Here is a 19,033-nt window from a genome sequence, read left to right as displayed (position 1 = left end):
ATGGCACGCCACCCATTGCTGGCGGGGGGCCGACGCCACGGGCCGTTCCGTCAGCGCGGGTTGCGTCTCCCGGCAGATCGGTTGCGCCAGCGGGCAGCGCGTATGAAAGCGACAGCCGCTGGGCGGGTTCGCGGGGCTGGGCGGGTCGCCTTGCAACAGCTTGCGCTGCGCGGGCTTGTGCGGATTGGGCACCGGCACGGCCGACAGCAGGATCTCGGTGTACGGATGCCGAGGCTGCGAGAACAAGGTGTCGCGGTCGGCCACTTCGACGATGCGGCCCAGGTACATCACCGCCACGCGATGGCTGATGTGACGCACCACGGCAAGGTCATGCGCCACGAACAGATAGGCGATGCCCATCTCTTGTTGCAGGTCCATCAGCAGGTTGATGACCTGCGCCTGCACCGATACGTCCAGCGCGGACACGGGCTCGTCGCAGACGATCAGCTTGGGCCGCAGCGCCAACGCGCGCGCAATGCCCAGGCGCTGGCGTTGCCCGCCCGAGAATTCATGCGGGAATTTCTTCATGGCTTCGGGGCGCAGGCCGACCTTGTCGAACAGCCACGCCAGCTCGTCCACGCGTGCGCGGCCGCCCGACATCGGGTAGTTGCGCAGCGGCTCGCCCACGATATCGCCCGCCGTCATGCGCGGGTTCAAGGACGCATAGGGGTCCTGAAAGATGATCTGCATGTCGCGACGCCGGTTGCGCATCTGCTGCGGCGTCAGCGCCAGGATTTCTTCGCCTTCCAGCTTGACGGAACCCGACGTGGGCTGAATCAGCCGCAACACCGACTTGCCGGTAGTGGTCTTGCCGCAGCCTGACTCGCCGACTAGCGCCAGCGTCTCGCCACGGGCCACGCTGAACGACACGCCGTCTACCGCCTGGACGACTTTACGGCGCGGCTTGAACCAGCCGCCCGCGCCGGGGTAGTGCATTTTCAGGTCGCGCACGTCCAGCAACGGTGCCGTCGATGCAACAACAGGCGGCATGGGATGGGCGCTCATGCTTGAACTCCGTTCAGCGTGGCGCCGGGCGCCACGGCAGTTGCGGCCAGGAGGCCGGGTTGCGCCGCCACGCGCGCCACTTCATGGCAAGCCACCACATGATCGACGCCATGCGTGGATAGCTGGGGCGCCTCAACGTGACAGCGCGGCGTGGCGTAGGTGCAACGCGGCGCAAAGCTACAGCCTTTGCCCAGTTCGCTGGGCGCGGGCACCATGCCGGGAATTTCGGCCAGGCGTTGCGTGGCGGCGTTCATGGACGGCATCGACCCCATCAGCGCGCGGGTGTACGGATGCAAGGGACGGTCGAACAGTTCCGTTACCGGCGCCTCTTCCACCTTGCGGCCGGCGTACATCACCGCCACGCGGTCGCAGCATTCCGCCACCACGCCCAGGTCGTGCGTGATCAACACAATGCCCATGCCCAGCGTCTTTTGCAGGTTGCGCAGCAGATCCACGATCTGCGCCTGAATGGTCACATCCAGCGCGGTAGTGGGCTCGTCGGCAATCAGCACTTCGGGGTTGCAGGCCAGCGCCAGCGCGATCATCACGCGCTGACGCATGCCGCCGGACAGTTGATACGGGTATTCGTGCACGCGGCGTTCGGGCTCGGCAATCTGCACCAGGCGCAGCATCTCTTCGGCACGACGGTAGGCGTCGCGGCGGTTCAGCTTCTGATGCACCATGACCGTCTCGGCAATCTGCCTGCCCACGGTCAGCACCGGGTTCAGCGACGTCATCGGTTCTTGAAAAATCATCGAGATCCGGTTGCCTCGGATCTGGCGCATCTGCTTTTCCGTGAGGCTGAGCAGGTCAGTGCCGCGATAGCGAATCTGCCCGCCCGCAAAGCGTCCGGGCGGCGTCGGCACCAGCCGCAGAATGGACAGCGCCGTCACGCTCTTGCCGCAGCCGGATTCACCGACCACGCCCAGCGTGCGGCCCGCACGCACCTGATACGACACGCCGTCCACCGACCGGACGGTGCCCGAGACGGTATCGAAATAGGTGCGCAGGTTGTCGACTTCAAGCAGCACGTCGCCAGGGGCAACGGCGTTGGCGGGGGATAGGGCCATGGCGTCCTCCTAGCGTTGATTGGTCAGGCGCGGGTCCAGCGCATCGCGCAGGCCATCGCCCATCAGGTTGATGGCCAGCACGGTGATGGCCAGCAGAATGCCGGGGTAAAGAATGGTGTAGAAGGCCACCGCCACGTAGTTGCGTGCGTCGGCCATCATGTTGCCCCAGCTGGGCACCTGGGCCGGCACGCCCACGCCCAGGAACGACAGCACGGCTTCGGTCAACACGGCGGTGGCGGCGATGAAGGTGGCCTGCACTACCAACGGCGTCACCATGTTGGGCAGCACATGCCGGCGCAGAATCACCGGCAGGCGCGTGCCGATGGCATGCGCCGCCTCGACGTACAGCTGCTCGCGCAGCGTCAACGCCAGCGAGCGCACCAGCCGCACCACGCGCGGCACCTGCGGAATCGCGATGGCGATGATGACCGTTGTCAGGCTGGCGCGAATGACGGCCATCAACGCAATGGCCAGCAGGATGTCGGGAATGGCCATCATGCCGTCCATGATGCGCATGATGATGGCGTCGGCCCAGCGGACAAAGCCCGCCAGCAGCCCCAGCACGACGCCGACCAGGCTGGCCACCAACGCCACCACGATGGCCACGACCAGCGACACGCGCCCGCCCCACACCACGCGGCTGAACACGTCGCGGCCCATCGCGTCCGTGCCGAAGTAATGCTGGGCTGAAGGCGGTTTCAGGCGCTGCAAGGGGTTGATGGTGATGGGGTTGTGCGTGGCGATCCACGGCGCGGCGATCGACAGGCCCGCCACGATCAGCAGCAGCACCAGGCCGATGATCAATGTGGGGTGCTTGCGCACCCAACGCCAGCGCCGGCCGCTGGTCGTCAGGGCCTCGTGCAGCAGGATGGGGGCTGCGGGCACGGCGGGCGCGTTGGAAGAAATCGAATTTTCTGACATGGCTCTATCCCGCGACGGCTCAATAACGGATACGCGGATCGAACAGCCGGTAGCTGAGGTCGATCAACAGATTGATCAGCACGTAGGCGCCCGCCGAAATCAGCAGCACGCTTTGGATGACGGGGTAGTCGTGGTGCTGGACAGCGTCGATCACCAGCCGGCCGATGCCTGGGATGGCGAACACGGTTTCGGTGACGACGACGCCGCCGATCAGCAAGGCAATGCCCACCCCCACGGTGGTGGCGATGGGAATGGCGGCGTTGCGCAACGCATGCTCCAGCACGGGTAGCACCGCCAGGCCCTTGGCGCGCGCCGTGCGGATGTAGTCTTCGTGCAGCACTTCGACAACGGTGGCCCGCGTCATCCGCGTGATCAGCGCGATGTACACCAGCGCCAGGTTGATGCACGGCAGCGTCAGGTTGCGCAGCCACGGCCCCACACCGTTGGACAGGCTGACATAGCCCTGCACCGGCAGCCATTGCAGCTTGACCGCAAAACCGTAGATCAGCAGATAGCCCACGAGGAATACCGGCAGCGAAAACGCCAGCACCGAAAACAGCATGACCAGGCGATCGATCCAGGTGCCGGCGCGATAGGCGGCCAACACGCCCAGCGGCACCGCCACCAGGATCGACACCAGCATGGTGATGGCAGCGATGGACAACGTGGGCTCGACCCGCTGCGACAGCAGTTGCGTCACGGGCACTTGCGTGAAGATCGACGTGCCCAGGTCGCCTTGCATCAGCTTGGCGGCCCACAGGCCGAACTGCCGCCACAAGGGCTCGTCCAGACCCAGCGCGGTGTGGAGCTTGGCGATGTCCTCGGCGGTGGCGAAGTCCCCGGCGATCAGCGCCGCCGGGTCGCCGGGCGACAGGTGGATCAGCAGAAACACGATCACTGCCACCACCGCCATGACGGGCACGATGGCAAGCACGCGCCGAATGATGTAGCCCATAGTTGTCTCGCGTATCGGTAACGGCGGCCGCTGGATTACTTGTCCAGCACCCAGAGGTTTGGCAGGCTCCAGATCTTGTCCGCGTTCTTCAGGCTGTTATGCGCGGCGAATGCCCGCGAATACTGGCCGATGGAAATGACGGGGAAGACCTCATACGCCCGTTCCTGGAACAGATCCAGCACACGCTTGCGCTCGTCTGAACTGGTGGCGGCAATCCACTGTTCGCGCAGTTCGTCCAGCTTCTTGTCGCACGGCCAGCCCGGCAGGCTGTTGCCGCACACGGCGCCCAGATAGGTGTTGCTGATCGGCGAGTCCACGTTGAACTCGGACGCGGCCGACAGAAAGATGTTCCAGCCGCCCTTGTCCGGCGTTTCCTTGCGGGCACGGCGTGCGGTCAGCGTGGCCCAGTCCATCGATTGGATGTCCAGGTTGACGCCGATGTCCTGCAAGGCCTGGATGGCGACCAGCGTCGCGGAATTTAAATAGGCCTGGTCGGTCGGCAACAGGATGGCAAGTTTTTCGCCCTTGTAGCCGGCTTCGGCCAATAGCTTCTTGGCCAGCGCCGGGTCCGGCTTGGCGTAAGGCGCCGCGCCCGCCGTGCTGTCGTTGGGGCCGCCGCAGATGAAGACCGTGGCGCAGTACTTCATGCGCAGGTCGTCCGGGTAACCCATGGCCGCCGTGAACTTGTCCTGATCCACCAGATGCGCCACCGCCTGACGCGCCTTCGGGTTATCAAACGGCGGCATGGACTGGTTCAGAATGATGTAGCCCTGCGCGCGCTCCATCACCCCGATCTTGACGTTCTTGTTGGCCCTCAGCGCGTCGATGTAGTCGGCGGGCGCTTGCTCGATCATGTCCACTTCGCCGTTGGTCAGTGCGGCGGTGGCGCTGTTGGAGTCCGGCAGCACGCGCCATTCCACGCGCGGGATATGCGGCGTCTTGTCGCCGGCCAGCCCGTCGGCCGCCATCTTCGGGCCGATGTAGTGCGGGTTCTTTTCGAACACGATCTTGCTGCCCGGCACCCATTCATCGCGCTTGAACACATAGGGGCCAGAGCCCACCACTTCGGTCAGCGGCTTGGTTGCCGGCTGCGACGCCAGGCGCTTGGGCAGGATGAAGGCGGGGTAGCTGGACACCTTGGCCAGGCCGTCCAGCACCAGGTCAAAGGGCTGGTTCAGCGTCAGCTTGAAGCGGCTGGCGTCCAGCGCTTCCCACTTGCCGCCCGCGCGCGTGATGGCTTGCCCGATGTTGTCGCGCGCGGACCAGCGTTGCAGCGATGCAATCACATCTTCCGTCGTGACGGGCTGGCCGTCGCTGAATTTCAAGCCGGGCAGAAGCGTGAAGGTCCACGTCTTCTTGTCGTCGCTGGCCTCGTATTTTTCGACCATCTGCGGTTGCGGCTTGCTGTGCGTGTCCATTGCGAACAGCGTGTCGTACACCATGTAGCCAAAATTGCGCGTGATGTAGGCGGTGGTGAAGGTGGGGTCCAGCACCTTCAAATCGGCGTGCGGCACGATGCGCAGGGTCTTGGCCGGTTGCGCGCTTGCCGGCGCGGCGCCCAAGGTGCAGGCCAGGCCCAGCGTGGCGGTCGAGATCAGGCAAAGCAGGCGGTTTTTCATCGCACTAGGTTCCCGTCATAAAAGTGGATTTGCCGACGGCCATGCGCCGGCAGGATCTTAAAGCGGCCACTTCGGCAGCCGGATGTTGCGATACGTCAGCGTCTTCCAATCCGGCGTCGCTACGCCCTTGCCGCCCACATAGATGATGTGGCGGGCCACCTTCGAGAACGAGGCATGGAAATGCTGCGCGGACTTGACCACCACGATCTTGAAGGCTGATAAATCGCAGCCCAGCTGTGTGAACAAATCCATGTTGATGGCTTGGTTGCGCACGGAGGTCAGCACGATCTGTACGCCCTGGGCTTGCACCAATACGCAGTCGCCCATCGGCGCCGGCGCGCCTGACAGGCCCGTCATCACCAGTTCTGCCTTCACGGCAAGAACGGTGCAACGCAGGTCGACCGGATCACCGGACAAGGGGCCGACCTTGCCGCCAATGCGCAGGGCCAGCTCGGCGCCCACGCCCGCGTCGAACGCGATGCGCGCGGCCACCGGGTCCCACATCGGTCCCAGCGCCACATTCGTCACGCCTCGTTCAAGCACGCGTTGCAGCACGAAGGTGGCGTCGCCGGGCGCGCCACTGCCCGGGTTGTCGGGGCGGTCGGCCAACACCACCGGGCCGCCGTCAAACGCCAAGGCCTCATCCAGCGCTTCGTCCACGCTGCGGTACGGCACCATCAGATCCTCGCGCATGCCGATCAATTCATCGGCCAGCTTGCGCGCCAGTGCTTGAGCGGCGGCGGCATCGCCATCGGCGTAGACCAGCACCTTGGTGCCCATCTCGGGCACGTCGCCCGTGGCGAAGCCTTGCGCGGCCGATATCGACAGGATGCCGTCGCGCCCTTCCCGCGCCTTGATCCGGCTGACAAAGCCACGCGCCGGTTCGCGCGTGGTGTGCATGGGCACGATCATCTGGCAATCGACCAGCGCCGCGACCGGACGCGTGCGGCCCGCATGCGCGTCCAGGCACAGGGCCAGCAGGTCTTCGGCGCGTTCGCGGATGTCGGTGTGCGGATATTCCTTGAACAGCACCAGCACCGTGGCCTGTTCGACCATCAGTGGCGTCAGGTGCGCATGTGGGTCCAGTTCGGCGCCCACCGTGACGCTGGGGCCGACCAGTTCACGGACGCGGCGCAGGATGTCGCCTTCGCAATCGTCATAGCCGTCGGCCACCATCGCGCCGTGCAGGCCCAACAACACCATATCCACCGGCATCGCGGCGCGCAGGTCGGCCAGGATCTGGTCGCGCAAGCTCTCGTAGGCGGCCCGCGTGGTGATGCCGCCAGGCTGCGCGGATGCCACCAGGCCGTCCACCAGGGTCCAACCCGCTTCGCGGCCTTGCAAGCGCGCCACGAAAAGCGGCGCACCGGCGAAGGTGACGGAATCGGGATGCGTGCCGGCCGGGTAGTAGTCGCGTTCCTGAAAGGCCGCAAGGCTGGTGGGCATGGGTGCGAAGGTGTTGGTCTCGGTGCCCAGACCGGCGCAGAAGACCTTCATGGCTGCGCTCCCGGACAGGCTGGCGCAAGCGCCACGGCAGCCGTGGCGTTCCGGTAAGACGTCATCATTTCCCCTTGTATAGGCCGGCTATATCGTCAGCACCCGTGTGTTCGGCATGGCGCTGCGTTCCGTAAGCGGATGATCGGCGGCACACCGGCGCGGCACAAATAGCTAACGTGGGCCTATGGATAACCCAAGGTTATGGTGTGCGGGTCTTTGCCGTGATAACGCAGGGAAAGCGCCGTTCACGCGCACTGCCGCTAGGGAAAACGATAGGGCAGCAAAGCCGGGCCGGGCCGGGCCGGGCCGCACACATATCGCAAGGTTATGCACGGCGCGCGAATTGCCTCGCGAAAAGCCGCGCGCGCCGCCGTGCCGCGCGTCCTAACCCGCGCCGCCTTGCCGCGCGCCCATCATCGAACGTGACAGCCGGCTGGCCGTGGAAAGAATGGCTTCTTTGTGGCCCAGCAATACCGCTTCGTTCAAGCGCGAGATCGGGCCCGAGATGCAGATCGCGCCCAGCAAGGTCCAGTTGATGCCGTAGACCGGCGCTGAAATGCTGGAGACTTCGGCGTCGCGCTCGCCCAGCGAAATCATGTAGCCGGCGCGTCGCACGGCCTCGTATTCGTCGCCCGCTTCGCCTGAAAACGCCAGCAGCACGCGGCCGGGGCTGCCCAGGTTCAACGGCAATGCCGCGCCCACCCGCACGTGGTGGCGGATGGACTTGGGGCCTTCGACACGCGCCATGCAGATGCGCTGATTGCCCTCGCGCACATAGAACGTGGCGCTTTCTCCCGTAGCGCCAGACAGCTCGCGCAGCACGGGCTGCACCAATTCCTGCACGTTGAAGGTTGCCTGGTAGCACGCGCCCAGCCAACCGGCCGCGCGCGCCAGCCGCCACGTGCCGTCCGGCCGCTGGGCCAGGTAGTCATCCATGGCCAGCGTGCGCGCCAGGCGCAGCACGGTGGATCGATGGCAGCCCGTGCGGCGGCTCAGTTCCGCCAGTGTCAGATGGGCGTCGTCCACGCCGAAGGCTTCGAGGATGCGCATGGCGCGCCGGACGGCAACCACCCCCTCCTCGGCGCCGCCGGCGTCGTTTTCTGCTTGCAGGCTTTCGTTGCCGTCATTGCGATTGCCGTCATTGCCGTCGTCGTTCACGCCTCGCCCCTTTGTCCGTTCCGTTGACCGCTATACGAAACGTGTTTCGTACTGCGAACCCGGATTGTATTGTGCGGAACACCCTCGCACAATGCGCGGATCAAAACAACGACTGGAGACAAATCATGAAAGTCATTGCGCGCGTGTTGTCGGGCCTGGCGCTCGTCTGCGTGGCGGGTATCAGCGCCGCCCAGGGCTACCCCGACAAACCCATCCGCCTGATCGTCCCCTTCCCGCCCGGAGGGGGCACCGACGTGCTGGCCCGCGAGGCGGCACTGAAGGTGGCCAAAAACACCGGCTGGAACATCGTCACGGAAAACCGCCCGGGGTCCGGCGGCAATATCGGCGTGGACGCGGTGGCGAAGTCGGCGGCAGACGGCTATTCGCTGGTGCTGGGCCAGACCAGCAACCTGGCCATCAACCCCACGCTGTACGCCAAGCTGCCCTACGACCCCGAGAAAGACCTGTCCGCCATCGGCCTGATCGCCGACGCGCCGCTCGTCTTGGTGGTGCCGGCCAACTCGCCGTTGACATCGTTCAAGGACATGATCGCCGCCGCGCGCGCCAAGCCCGAAGCACTGAACTACGCCAGCTCGGGCAACGGCACCGTGGCTCACCTGGCCGCCGTGCAGTTGCAGAACGCCGCCGGCATCAAGCTGACGCACGTGCCGTACAAGGGCGCCGCCCAGGCGTCCAACGATTTGATCGGCGGGCAGATCGATATGTACCTGTCGTCGGTGCCCACGCTGATCGGCCACGTGCGCAACGGCAAGATGCGCGCGCTGGCGGTGACCTCGGCGCAACGCGTGCCCGACATGCCTGACGTGCCCACCATCGCCGAAAGCGGCTACCCCGGCTTCGAGGCCGTGACGTGGTTCGGCCTGGCCGCGCCGGCCGGCGTGCCCCAGGACATCGTGCAGCGCCTGAATGCGGAATTCAACAAGGCGCTGCAAGCCCAAGACCTGACCGTGAAATACCAGGAACAAGGCGCGCGCGTGCTGACCAGCACGCCGGAACAGTTCGCCAAGCTGATCCATGACGACCGCATCCGCTGGGGAAAGATCGTGAAGGACTCCGGCGCCCGCGTCGAGTAAGCCCCGGGGGGTCCCAGGGCGCCCCGTCCGGCAAGAAAACCCGCATTCAACATCGTCTGCTTTAGACAGGAATTCCCATGGCAAACCCCGACATCATCAAAGACTTTCCCCGCGTTCCGGCCGACATCGTGCGCCGCGCCGCGTCGTTGCAGCCCGCCATCCTGGCCGATGTGGCGGGACGCCGTGGTGCGCTCAGTGGCCGCATCCGGCCGCTGGAGGCCGGCATGAAGCTGGCCGGCACCGCGTTCACCGTCGAGGTCCGGCCCGGCGACAACCTGATGATTCACGCGGCCATCTCGCTGGCCAAGCCCGGCGACGTGCTGGTGATCGACGGCAAGGGCGACCTGAGCGCCGCGCTGATGGGCACCATCATGATGACCGCCTGCCGCCAGTTGGGCATTGCCGGCGTGGTCATCGACGGCGCGGCGCGCGACACCACTGAAATCATCGAGATGGGCTATCCGGTGTTCGCGGCAGGCGCCAACCCCAACGGCCCGACCAAGAACGTGCCCGGCCGCATCGGCCACCCCGTATCGGTGGGCGGCGTAACCGTCAACGCGGGCGACTTCATCATTGGCGACGCTGACGGCGTGGTGGTCGTGGAACGCGAAAAAATCGAAGCCCTGCTGCCCGCCGCCGAAAAGAAAGTGCGCGACGAAGCGGCCCGCATCGCCGCCATCCAGGCCGGCGACACCGAAGCCAAGTGGTTGACGGCCGCGCTGCGCAGCGCCGGCGTGCTGAAGGAAGGAGAGGCGCTGTGACTTCACCTGCTTCGCACAAACCGGCGCTTGTCGTTACCGCCGCCGACCTGGCCCCCGACGCCCTGACGCTGCTGGACGGGTTCAACATCGTCTACGCGGGCAAGACGCCGTCGGAAGATGACATCGTGGCGCTGTGCCGCCAGCATGATCCGGTGGCCATCATCGTGCGCTACAGCAAGGTCGGCGCCGCCGCGATGGACGCCGCGCCGTCCTTGCGCGTGATCTCCAAGCACGGCAGCGGCACCGACACCATCGACAAAACCGCCGCCGCGCAACGCGGCATCGAGGTGGTGGCGGCGGCAGGCGCGAACGCGGCCGCCGTGGCCGAGCAGGCCTTGGCGCTGCTGCTGGCCTGCGCCAAGTCGGTGGTGGCGCTGGATGCACGCATGCGCGCCGGCCATTGGGACAAGGCCACGCACAAGAGCGTGGAGCTGGAGGGCAAGACGATCGGCCTGATCGGGTTGGGCGCCATCGGCCGGCGCTTTGCGGCGATGGCGCACGGCATGAACATGCGCGTCATCGGCCACGACCCGTATGCGCAAGACCTGCCGCCCTATATCGAGGCCGTGCCGCTGTCACGCATCTGGCAGGAGTCCGATGCCGTGTCCTTGCACTGCCCGCTGACGAACGACAACCATCAACTGGTCAACGCCGACACGCTGGCGCAATGCCGCCCCGGCGTGATCCTGGTGAACACCGCGCGGGGCGGCCTGGTGGACGAAGCCGCGCTGCTGGCCGCCGTGCGTAGCGGTCAAGTGATGGCCGCCGGCCTGGACAGCTTTGCCGTCGAGCCCATGACGGCGGCACACCCGTTTCAACAGGAACCCCGCATCCTGCTCAGCCCGCACATCGGCGGCGTGACCAGCGCGGCCTACGTGAACATGGGCGTGGCGGCGGCGCGCAACGTACTGGCGGTATTGGCCCGCAGCGCGGCGGCGGTTTAAGCCACGGCGCCGCGCCCGGACGAAGCCACGGCGCCGCGTGCGGTATAAACGAAGCCCCTTTGTTTTCAAGCAGGCGCCGCCTTGTCGCAAACATTCAGTGCACGTCGATACTTCTCGGCCACGGCCGGCGCCATCCGTCATCAGGGGCGCGCCATGCTGGCCGCCGCGCCGTGGTCGTTGGCGGCGTTCCTGGTGTCGCTGCCCTTCGCCATCCTGGCCGCGTCGCTGGCCTGGACCGGTAGTGGGCTGTATTTGCTGCTGGCGCCGGTCAACTTGATCGCGTTCGCGCGCGTGACGTTCGCCTGGCATCGCGTTGTGGTGCTGGGCGGCGGCGCCAACCCCGATGCGGCGCGCGGCGGCTCGGCCGAGGCGCGGCACTTGGTGGTGTTCGGCGTGCTGGTGCTGATCGTCGCGATACTCGCACGCGCTACGGGCGACCTGCCCTATGTGCTTTACATGATGATGAACGGGCCGGACACCAACGCGTTCCTTGCGGCATTGGCCGCGGCCGTGCTGGTGGTGTGGCTGCCGGTGCTGTATTGCGTGGCGGTGTTGGCCTTGAGCCTGCCGCGCACCGCCGTCACGGGCGACGCAGGCTTGCGCGGAATCCGCGCCGCCATGCCGTATCCGCGCTGGCCGCTGGTGTTGGCCCTGGCCGTGCTGGTCAGCCTGGGCGGCTTTGCCCACAGCGCGCTGACGGAGTATCTGCACTACGCCACGAATGAAGGGCTGTTGTGGACCGCCGTATATGTCGTGCTGTTCGCGGTGATGACGTTCGTGGCCGCGGCGATGGTGGCGGTGGCATATCGGGATGGTGTGGCGCGCTGATCCACGCATCGATCACCGCGCATCGATCACCACGCATCAGTCCACCACCCCGCCCTCGGATTCCAGCTGCGCGCGCAGGCTGGCGATGAACGCCTTGGCGGCCTCGGGCAGCACGCGCCCGGCCAGCGTCTGGACTTCAAAGTGGCGTTCGTTCATTTCGCGGTCGCGTAGCGGCACGGCCACCACCTGTTTGCCGCGCAGCCGATAGCGGATCGCCAGTTCCCCGCAGAACGCCACGCCGCCGCCCGCCCCCGCGAACGCCACCAGCGCATCGACGCTGCGGCTGGAGAACACCGGTTCGCACTGCAACTGCTGGCGGCTGCAACTGATGTCGATCAATTGCCGCAGCGTGGAATCGGCGTCGGGCAACGCCAGCGGATACGCCATCAATTGCGCCAGCGACACTTCGGATTGCGCGGCCAAGGGATGGCCCGCCGCCACCACCGCGCGCACGGGCGCGGGCATGCGCAGTTCCACGCGCACGTCGCGGTGCGAGGTCAGGCTGAGCGTGATGCCGATATCGGCCGCGCCGTCGCGCACGCGAACCGGCACTTCGCGCTGTGAACACACGTCAAGCGTGAAGCGGATGCCCGCGTATTGCTTGCGAAATTCCGCGATGGCGGCGGGCACCACGTCATGCACGAACCCCTCGGTGCACACGACGCGCACCAGCCCCTGGCGCAGGCCGCGCAGGCTCATGATTTCGCCGGTCACACGGTCCACATCCTGCTGCGCGCGCTTGGCGTGCGCGGCCAGCAATTCGCCGGCGGCGTTCAGCGCCATGCCGCGCGAGCGGCGCTCGAACAGCAAGGTGCCCAGCTCGCGTTCCAGCCGGGCGATCTGGCGGCTGACGGCCGACGGCGCCACTTCCAGCCGCTCGGCCGCGACACTGACGGAGCCGCAACGCGCCACTTCCAGGAAGTAGCGCATGGCCATTTCTTGCAGGATCTGGGGGTTCATGGGGTTTGCCCTCGGTTTGCGCAAAACGCAACGGACAATTCTATCAATTCATATTGCAGCAACGCTAAGCGCCAGCCTAGGATGTGACCGTTCGATGACGTCTTCTTGACGTCCCCCCTTAGGCAAGCGCAGTCATGATCCCGTCCCCCGCTTCTGTTTCGTCCCTTTCCTTGCAGGCGTTGCGCGCGGCGCGGCCCGTGCTGTGGACGCGTCCGGCCGTGGGGGTTGCCCCCGTTGCCGCGTCCGTGGCCGCGCCCGCCGTTGCGCCGTTCAGCCTGGCCGATGTGCAAGCCGCGCAGGACCGCTTCACGCGCTTCGCGCCGTTGCTGGCGCAACTATTTCCAGAGCTGCAAGCCACGGCCGGTGTCATCGAATCACCGTTGCTGCAAGCCGCCGCCATGCAGGGCGCGTTGGGCTTGCCCCACGCATCGGGGCGCTTGTGGATCAAGGCCGATCACGCGTTGCCCGTGGCGGGGTCGATCAAGGCGCGCGGCGGCATCCATGAAGTGCTGGAATTCGCTGAAAAGCTGGCACTGGAACGCGGCCTGATCGCCCCCGGCGATAACTTCGTCAAGCTGGCCTCGCGCGAGGCCCGTGCCTGTTTCTCGGAATACCAGGTGGCCGTGGGCTCAACCGGCAACCTGGGTTTGTCCATCGGCGTGATTGCGTCGGCGTTGGGGTTTCGCGCTGCCGTGCACATGTCGGCCGATGCCAAGGAATGGAAAAAAACCCGGCTGCGTTCGCGCGGGGTCGAGGTGGTCGAACATCCTGGCGATTATGAAAAAGCCGTGGCGGCCGGACGCCGTCAGGTCGAAGCCGACCCCAAGGGTTACTTCGTGGACGACGAACGTTCGGCCTCGCTGTTCCTGGGCTATGCGGCGGCCGCGCTGGCGCTGCGCGAGCAGATGGCGCAAGCCGGCATCGTGGTGGACGCCCAGCATCCGCTCTTCGTCTACCTGCCTTGCGGCGTGGGCGGCGCGCCCGGCGGCATCGCCTTTGGCTTGTCGTTGCTGTTCGGCGCGCACGTGCACTGCTTCTTTGCCGAGCCGGTCCAGTCGCCGTGCTTTCTGCTGCGCATGATGGCCGGCAATGGCCAACTGCCCGGCATGCCGGTGCCGCCGTCGGTTTATGACATTGGCCTGACGAATCAGACCGAGGCCGATGGCCTGGCCGTGCCGCGCGCGTCGGACCTGGCGTACGCCGCCGTGGGTGACCTGCTGGCCGGCGTCTACACGGTGGCTGACGACACCCTTTACGGTGACCTGGCGCGCTTGCATGACAGCGAAGGCCTACACATCGAGCCCTCGGCGGCAGCGGGCTTTTCCGGCCCGCGCCATCTGCTGGGCAGCGTCGCGGGCCAACAGTGGCTGCGCCGACGCGGCTTGCTGCCGCACCTGCCGCGCGCCACGCACCTGGCCTGGACCACGGGCGGGCTGTTTGTGCCGGCCGAAGAATATGAGCAATTCCTGAGCCGCGGGCAACGACTCGCGGCCGACCCTCAGGCGCCGACACAAGCGCCTTCTCTCCACCACTCTCGTTGAGCATGACCATGAAGACTGCCTTGATTGCCCTTGGTGTCACCCTGGCGGGCGCCCTTGCCGCCTCGGCCCCGGCCGCCGCCCAGACCGGCTATCCCACCCGCCCCGTCACCCTGGTGGTGCCCTTTCCGCCCGGTGGCGCCACCGACGTGCTGGGCCGCGTCATCGCGCAAAAGCTGGGCCAGGAACTGGGCCAGACCGTGGTGGTGGAAAACCGCGCGGGCGCGGGCACCGCGATCGGCGCCGGTTATGTGGCCAAGGCCGCGCCCGATGGCTACACACTGCTGGTCAGTTCGGGCACCACCTTCACGGTCAACCCCGCCATCCAGAACAAGCTTCCGTACGACCCGGTCAAGAGCTTCGAACCGCTGGGCATCGTCGGCCGCACCGGCCTGGCGCTGCTGGCCAACCCACAGGTGCCGGTCAAGGACCTGAAGGAACTGGTCGCCTACGCCAAGGCGCGCGACAAGGAACCGCCGGCTTACGGTTCGTTCGGCGCGGGCACCACCGCGCATTTCGTGGGCGAGGCCTTCCTGTCGGCGGCCGGCATCAAGATGATTCACGTGCCCTACAAGGGCAGCGCCCCCGCCATGACCGACCTGATCGGCGGCCAGATCCCGTTCTCGGTCGACACCGTGGCGGCCGCGCTGCCGCAAAGCAAGCAGGGCAAGGTGCGCGTGCTGGCGATCTCGGCCCCCACGCGTTCGGCCTTCCTGCCCGATGTACCGACCTTTGCCGAACAGGGCTACCCGTCGGTCGCCATGGATACGTGGTTGATGTTCACGGCGCCGCGCGGTTTGCCCGCCGACGTGAAGACCAAGCTTGAGACGGCCCTGCGCGCCACGGTGGCGTCGCCCGACGTGCGCAAGAGCCTGGAAGCGCAGGGCTTCGAAGCCGCGTTCTCCAGCGCGGCCGAAGGCGAAGCGCTGATCCAGAAGGAACTGCCGCAGATGCGCGACGTTGCGCAGCGCGCCAATATCAAAATCGATTGAAGGAAGTATTCATGACCCTGGACGATTCCCTCGTCTCGCTGTCGGCCGTTGAGCTGCGGCGCCTGATCGGCGCGCGCCAGCTTTCGCCGGTGGAATTGCTGGACGCGTGCATTGCGCGTATCGAAGCGGTCAACCCGTACATCAACGCCGTCACCGCCACCGCGTTCGAGCGCGCCCGCGTGGAAGCCCGCGCCGCCGAACAGGCGGTGATGGCGGGCGACGCGCTGGGCTTGCTGCACGGCCTGCCGCTGGGCGTGAAGGACCTGGAGCCCACCGCCGGGCTGTTGACCACTTTTGGCTCGCAGATCTATCGCGACCACGTTCCCACCGAAGACGTGACGCTGGTGGCGCGCCTGCGCCGCGCCGGCGCCATCGTCACCGCCAAGACCAACGTGCCGGAAATGGGCGCGGGCGCCAACTCGCGCAACACCGTGTGGGGCGCGACCGGCAACCCGTTCAACCCCAATTTGAATGCCGGCGGATCGTCGGGCGGTTCGGCCGCCGCGCTGGCCAGCGACATGTTCCCGGTCTGCACGGGGTCGGACACCGGTGGCTCGCTGCGCATCCCGGCATCCAAGTGCGGCGTGGTGGGCTTTCGGCCATCGCCCGGCGTGGTGCCCAGCGTGCGCAAGCTGCTGGGCTGGACGCCGATTTCCGTCGTCGGCCCGATGGGCCGCACGGTGGCGGACGCGTGTTTGCAAATGGCGGCCAGCGCCGGGCCCGACGCCGGTGACCCGCTGAGCTACCCGCTGGACCCGTTGCAATTCTTGACGCCGGGCACGGCCGACCTGGGCCGCCTGCGCGTGGCCTACACCGAAGACTTCGGCCATTGCGATGTGGATGACGGCATCCGCGCCACCTTCCGCGCGAAGATCGCCGCCATGCGCCATTTGTTCGCGGCCTGCGATCCCATCGACCTGGACTTCGGCGAGGCCCACCGCTGCTTTGACGTGCTGCGCGCCGAGGCCTTCGTGGCGGGCATGCGCGACGCCTACGAAAAAGACCCAGACAGCCTGGGCCCCAACAGCCGCGCCAACTTCGAAATGGGCGCCGCGATGAGCCTGAAGGACTGCGCCTGGGCGCAAGCCGAACAGACGCGCCTGATCAAGCGTTTCCAGCGAGCCTTTGACGACTACGACCTGATCCTGTCGCCCACCACGCCGGTGTCGCCGTTTCCGTGGACGCAGCTGTACGCCGAGTCCATCAACGGCCGTCGCCAGGAAAACTACTATCGCTGGCTGGCGCTGACGTATGTGGTGACGTTGACCACGCACCCGGCCCTGACGCTGCCTTGTGGCCGCGACCATCTGGGCATGCCGTTCGGCATGCAGATCATCGGACGCTTTCGCGGCGACCGCGAGGTGCTGGCGGCGGCGCAAGGCATGGAACAAGCCTTTGCCGGGAACGCGGACTTGCAACGCCCGCGTCCGGACCTGGCGGCGTTGACGCCCGCCAACCCGTCGCTGACATCGATCGTGACCGTGCCGCCGGATGTGGCAACAGCCACCACCGCGGCCACCGCTACAACAGCGGGCAAACCAACGGGCAGCGTGTCGGCGGTGTAAGCCGACGCGTCACGCAGGGGCCGGGCAACCGGCCCCTTTGCCTTTTGCGCGCCGTCCTCTGTGGTTCAGCCGGCGCGCAGGGTGTCGCACAGCTTGCGAATCGCGCCGATGTCGCCCTGTTTCGCCATCCGTTGCAGTGCCGCGCAAAAGTCCTTGAACGCCGCATCGCGCGCCTGCAACGCGCGCGACCAGTCGATCAGGTCAGAGATGGCGCCGCTATCCAGCAGCACTTGCAGCTGCGTCAGCTCGGCGCCGGACAAACGCGGGGCAAGCGTGGGCGTCGATGCGGGTTCGCCTTCGTCGCCGACGGCTTTGATCGCCAGGTTCAACAGCCGGCCCAGCACATGCCGCAGCTCGACCAGGCTGATGGGCTTGAGCAGGCTGGCGTCATAACGCGCGCCGCCCAAGGCCAAGGTGTCGTGCGGCGTGGCCGACACCGCCACCACCGGCAGGTCCGGCCAGCGCGCGCGGGCCGCCGCCAGCACTACCGAGCCATCCACGCCTTCCATCCGGTGGTCGGTCAGGATCAAGTCGGGGCGCCGTGCGTCCTGCGCCTGGATGCGCGCCACCATGCCCCGGCCATCGGCTTCGCTGTCCACCTGAAAACCCATGCTGGCCAGTTCCTCGACCAGGAATTCGCGGATCTCGGGCGTATCCTCGGCCAGCCAAAGATGCTTGCCCGATCCGTCCAGCGTCGGCAGCACATGCGGGGCGGCGGCGATGTAGTGATGCGAGATGCGGGACTCGTCCATCTTCCTGACCGGCAAGGTCACGCTGATCAAGGTCCCCAGCCCCACGTGGCTTTCCACGCGGATATCGCCATCCATGCGCTGCACCCATTGCTGGACGATGGCCAGGCCCAGCCCCACCCCCGGCTGGTTATCCGCGGCCGCCAACCGGTGGAACGGTTCGAAGATGCGGTCGCGATCGGCCGGCGCGATACCGCAACCCGTATCGCGCACCGACAGCACCAACTGCCCCGCTGCGTCGATAGCGGCAGGGCCAGCCACGGTGTAGTCGGCCGTCAGCGTCAGGACGCCGCCCCGGGTGAACTTGGCCGCATTGTCGATCAGGTTGGACAACACCTGCCGCACGCGCTTGCCGTCCATTTCCAACACGGCGGGTACCGAGTCCGACACGCGCAATACAAACTGGTTGTTATGGCGGGCGGCAATGGGCGCCGATTCCTTGGCCACGGCATCCAGCAAGGCGTGCACGTATTCCGGCGATACGCGCAGCGCCTGGCCGCCGACGCCGGCCGCGTAATCGATCAGGTCGTTCACCATGCCCAGCATGTGGTCGGCACTGCGGCGAATGATGGCGCCGCGCGGCGCATCGTCACGCCCGCCCGCCTGGATCAGATCGGCGAAACCGATGATCGAGGTCAGCGGCGTGCGCAGGTCGTGGCTGATGCGCGCCAGAAAGTCCTGGCGCACACGTCCGGCCTCGTCGGCCTGAATCAACGCTTCCTGCAAGGCCTGCGTGCGTTCCCGCACGGCGTAATCCAGCCGCTGGTGCTCGCGTTCACGCGCCTGCGTCAGCTCCGCTTCAATGGCCAGCTTTTCTTGCCGATGCTGGCGCGTTCGGCCGTGCACCAACACGGCCAGCATCAGCGATACCGACAACAAATCCCACGCCACCTCGGGCCCGCCTTCCCACCGGCCGGGCAGCAGCCCGTTGATGAATGCCAGCCGCAGGAACAGGCAGGCGCAGTACACCGCGAACGACAGCAGGAAGATGCGCGCGTTGGCATGCCCGCGCCGCCAGCCATCGGCCATGGAAATGGGCCAGACCAGCCCCCACAGGAAGACCAGCCCGACCAGCGCCTGCGCGCTGGCGCGATACTCGCCAAACGCCGCCCAGACCGAGCCCGCGAGCCCGACGGCGATCAGCACGCCGTACACCCAGCGCCACAGCCGCACCCGGTGCAGATCGGCGAACAGCATGACCGAGAACCCAAACACCGTGGCCGCCAGCGTGCCCAGCACACTGGGCGCGCGCAGCACCACTTCGCCGCCGCCTGTCACCACATAGCGGTACAGCAGGCCCTGGTACGAAATGCTGTACAGGATTTCAGTAATGATGGCGGCGGACAGCAGCATGAACACCAGGTCGCGGGGGGGCGC

At 66.7% G+C, this 19,033-nt stretch carries 16 protein-coding genes; 7 read left to right on the top strand and 9 right to left on the bottom strand.

Annotation, left to right across the window (positions count from 1 at the left end; translation table 11 throughout):
- The 7 genes from ACNPP0_RS04160 to ACNPP0_RS04130 form a co-directional block, all read right to left on the bottom strand.
- On the bottom strand, nt 1–990 hold a 990-nt coding region (locus ACNPP0_RS04160), incomplete at its 3' end, for an ABC transporter ATP-binding protein (protein WP_448705098.1).
- Nucleotides 991–1,001: 11 nt separating this feature from the next.
- The gene (locus ACNPP0_RS04155) at nt 1,002–2,075 is read right to left on the bottom strand and encodes an ABC transporter ATP-binding protein (RefSeq protein WP_448705087.1); all 1,074 of its coding nucleotides are present in this window, start codon (nt 2,073–2,075) and stop codon (nt 1,002–1,004) included.
- Nucleotides 2,076–2,084: 9 nt separating this feature from the next.
- Entirely contained in the window at nt 2,085–2,996 is a 912-nt protein-coding gene (locus ACNPP0_RS04150; RefSeq protein ID WP_448705086.1) for an ABC transporter permease, read from the bottom strand.
- Between the two features lie 19 nt (nt 2,997–3,015).
- Complete coding sequence (locus ACNPP0_RS04145) at nt 3,016–3,951, bottom strand: ABC transporter permease (protein WP_332611075.1); 936 nt, start codon at nt 3,949–3,951, stop codon at nt 3,016–3,018.
- Nucleotides 3,952–3,986: 35 nt separating this feature from the next.
- The gene (locus ACNPP0_RS04140) at nt 3,987–5,570 is read right to left on the bottom strand and encodes an ABC transporter substrate-binding protein (RefSeq protein ID WP_332611073.1); all 1,584 of its coding nucleotides are present in this window, start codon (nt 5,568–5,570) and stop codon (nt 3,987–3,989) included.
- A 57-nt stretch (nt 5,571–5,627) separates the two neighbouring features.
- Entirely contained in the window at nt 5,628–7,067 is a 1,440-nt protein-coding gene (locus ACNPP0_RS04135) for a M81 family metallopeptidase (protein WP_448705085.1), read from the bottom strand.
- Nucleotides 7,068–7,451: 384 nt separating this feature from the next.
- Complete coding sequence (locus ACNPP0_RS04130; protein WP_082134407.1) at nt 7,452–8,117, bottom strand: IclR family transcriptional regulator; 666 nt, start codon at nt 8,115–8,117, stop codon at nt 7,452–7,454.
- Nucleotides 8,118–8,350: 233 nt separating this feature from the next.
- Between ACNPP0_RS04130 and ACNPP0_RS04125 the strand changes: the two genes are divergently transcribed.
- From ACNPP0_RS04125 to ACNPP0_RS04110, 4 genes are all read left to right on the top strand, one after another.
- On the top strand, nt 8,351–9,319 hold the full coding sequence (locus ACNPP0_RS04125; protein ID WP_332611070.1) for a Bug family tripartite tricarboxylate transporter substrate binding protein: 969 nt from the start codon (nt 8,351–8,353) through the stop codon (nt 9,317–9,319).
- 77 nt (nt 9,320–9,396) lie between these two features.
- Entirely contained in the window at nt 9,397–10,080 is a 684-nt protein-coding gene (locus ACNPP0_RS04120) for an RraA family protein (RefSeq protein WP_332611069.1), read from the top strand.
- A complete protein-coding gene (locus tag ACNPP0_RS04115) occupies nt 10,077–11,024 on the top strand; it encodes an NAD(P)-dependent oxidoreductase (RefSeq protein WP_332611066.1) in 948 nt (315 codons plus the stop codon). Before ACNPP0_RS04120 ends, ACNPP0_RS04115 begins: the two co-directional genes overlap by 4 nt.
- Before the next feature lie 81 nt (nt 11,025–11,105).
- Nucleotides 11,106–11,852, top strand: coding sequence for a hypothetical protein (locus ACNPP0_RS04110; RefSeq protein ID WP_448705084.1), 747 nt, complete (start codon nt 11,106–11,108; stop codon nt 11,850–11,852).
- A 36-nt stretch (nt 11,853–11,888) separates the two neighbouring features.
- Here ACNPP0_RS04110 and ACNPP0_RS04105 read toward each other — a convergent pair whose 3' ends face one another.
- On the bottom strand, nt 11,889–12,812 hold the full coding sequence (locus tag ACNPP0_RS04105; protein ID WP_448705083.1) for a LysR family transcriptional regulator: 924 nt from the start codon (nt 12,810–12,812) through the stop codon (nt 11,889–11,891).
- 134 nt (nt 12,813–12,946) lie between these two features.
- Here ACNPP0_RS04105 and dsdA point away from each other — a divergent pair, with 134 nt between their 5' ends.
- Genes dsdA through ACNPP0_RS04090 form a run of 3 tightly spaced genes read left to right on the top strand, consistent with a single transcriptional unit; the run spans nt 12,947 to nt 16,907 of the window.
- The gene (gene dsdA, locus ACNPP0_RS04100) at nt 12,947–14,353 is read left to right on the top strand and encodes a D-serine ammonia-lyase (RefSeq protein ID WP_448705082.1); all 1,407 of its coding nucleotides are present in this window, start codon (nt 12,947–12,949) and stop codon (nt 14,351–14,353) included.
- A gap of 2 nt (nt 14,354–14,355) precedes the next feature.
- Entirely contained in the window at nt 14,356–15,342 is a 987-nt protein-coding gene (locus ACNPP0_RS04095) for a Bug family tripartite tricarboxylate transporter substrate binding protein (protein WP_332611061.1), read from the top strand.
- Nucleotides 15,343–15,353: 11 nt separating this feature from the next.
- Complete coding sequence (locus ACNPP0_RS04090) at nt 15,354–16,907, top strand: amidase (RefSeq protein ID WP_448705081.1); 1,554 nt, start codon at nt 15,354–15,356, stop codon at nt 16,905–16,907.
- A gap of 65 nt (nt 16,908–16,972) precedes the next feature.
- Here the strand turns inward: ACNPP0_RS04090 and ACNPP0_RS04085 are convergent.
- Nucleotides 16,973–19,033, bottom strand: a 2,061-nt coding sequence (locus tag ACNPP0_RS04085; protein ID WP_448705080.1) for a sensor histidine kinase, incomplete at its 5' end; no start/stop codon positions are given.

The sequence above is a fragment of the Achromobacter semiaridum genome (assembly GCF_053543755.1).
This window is presented reverse-complemented; position numbering and strand designations above follow the sequence as displayed.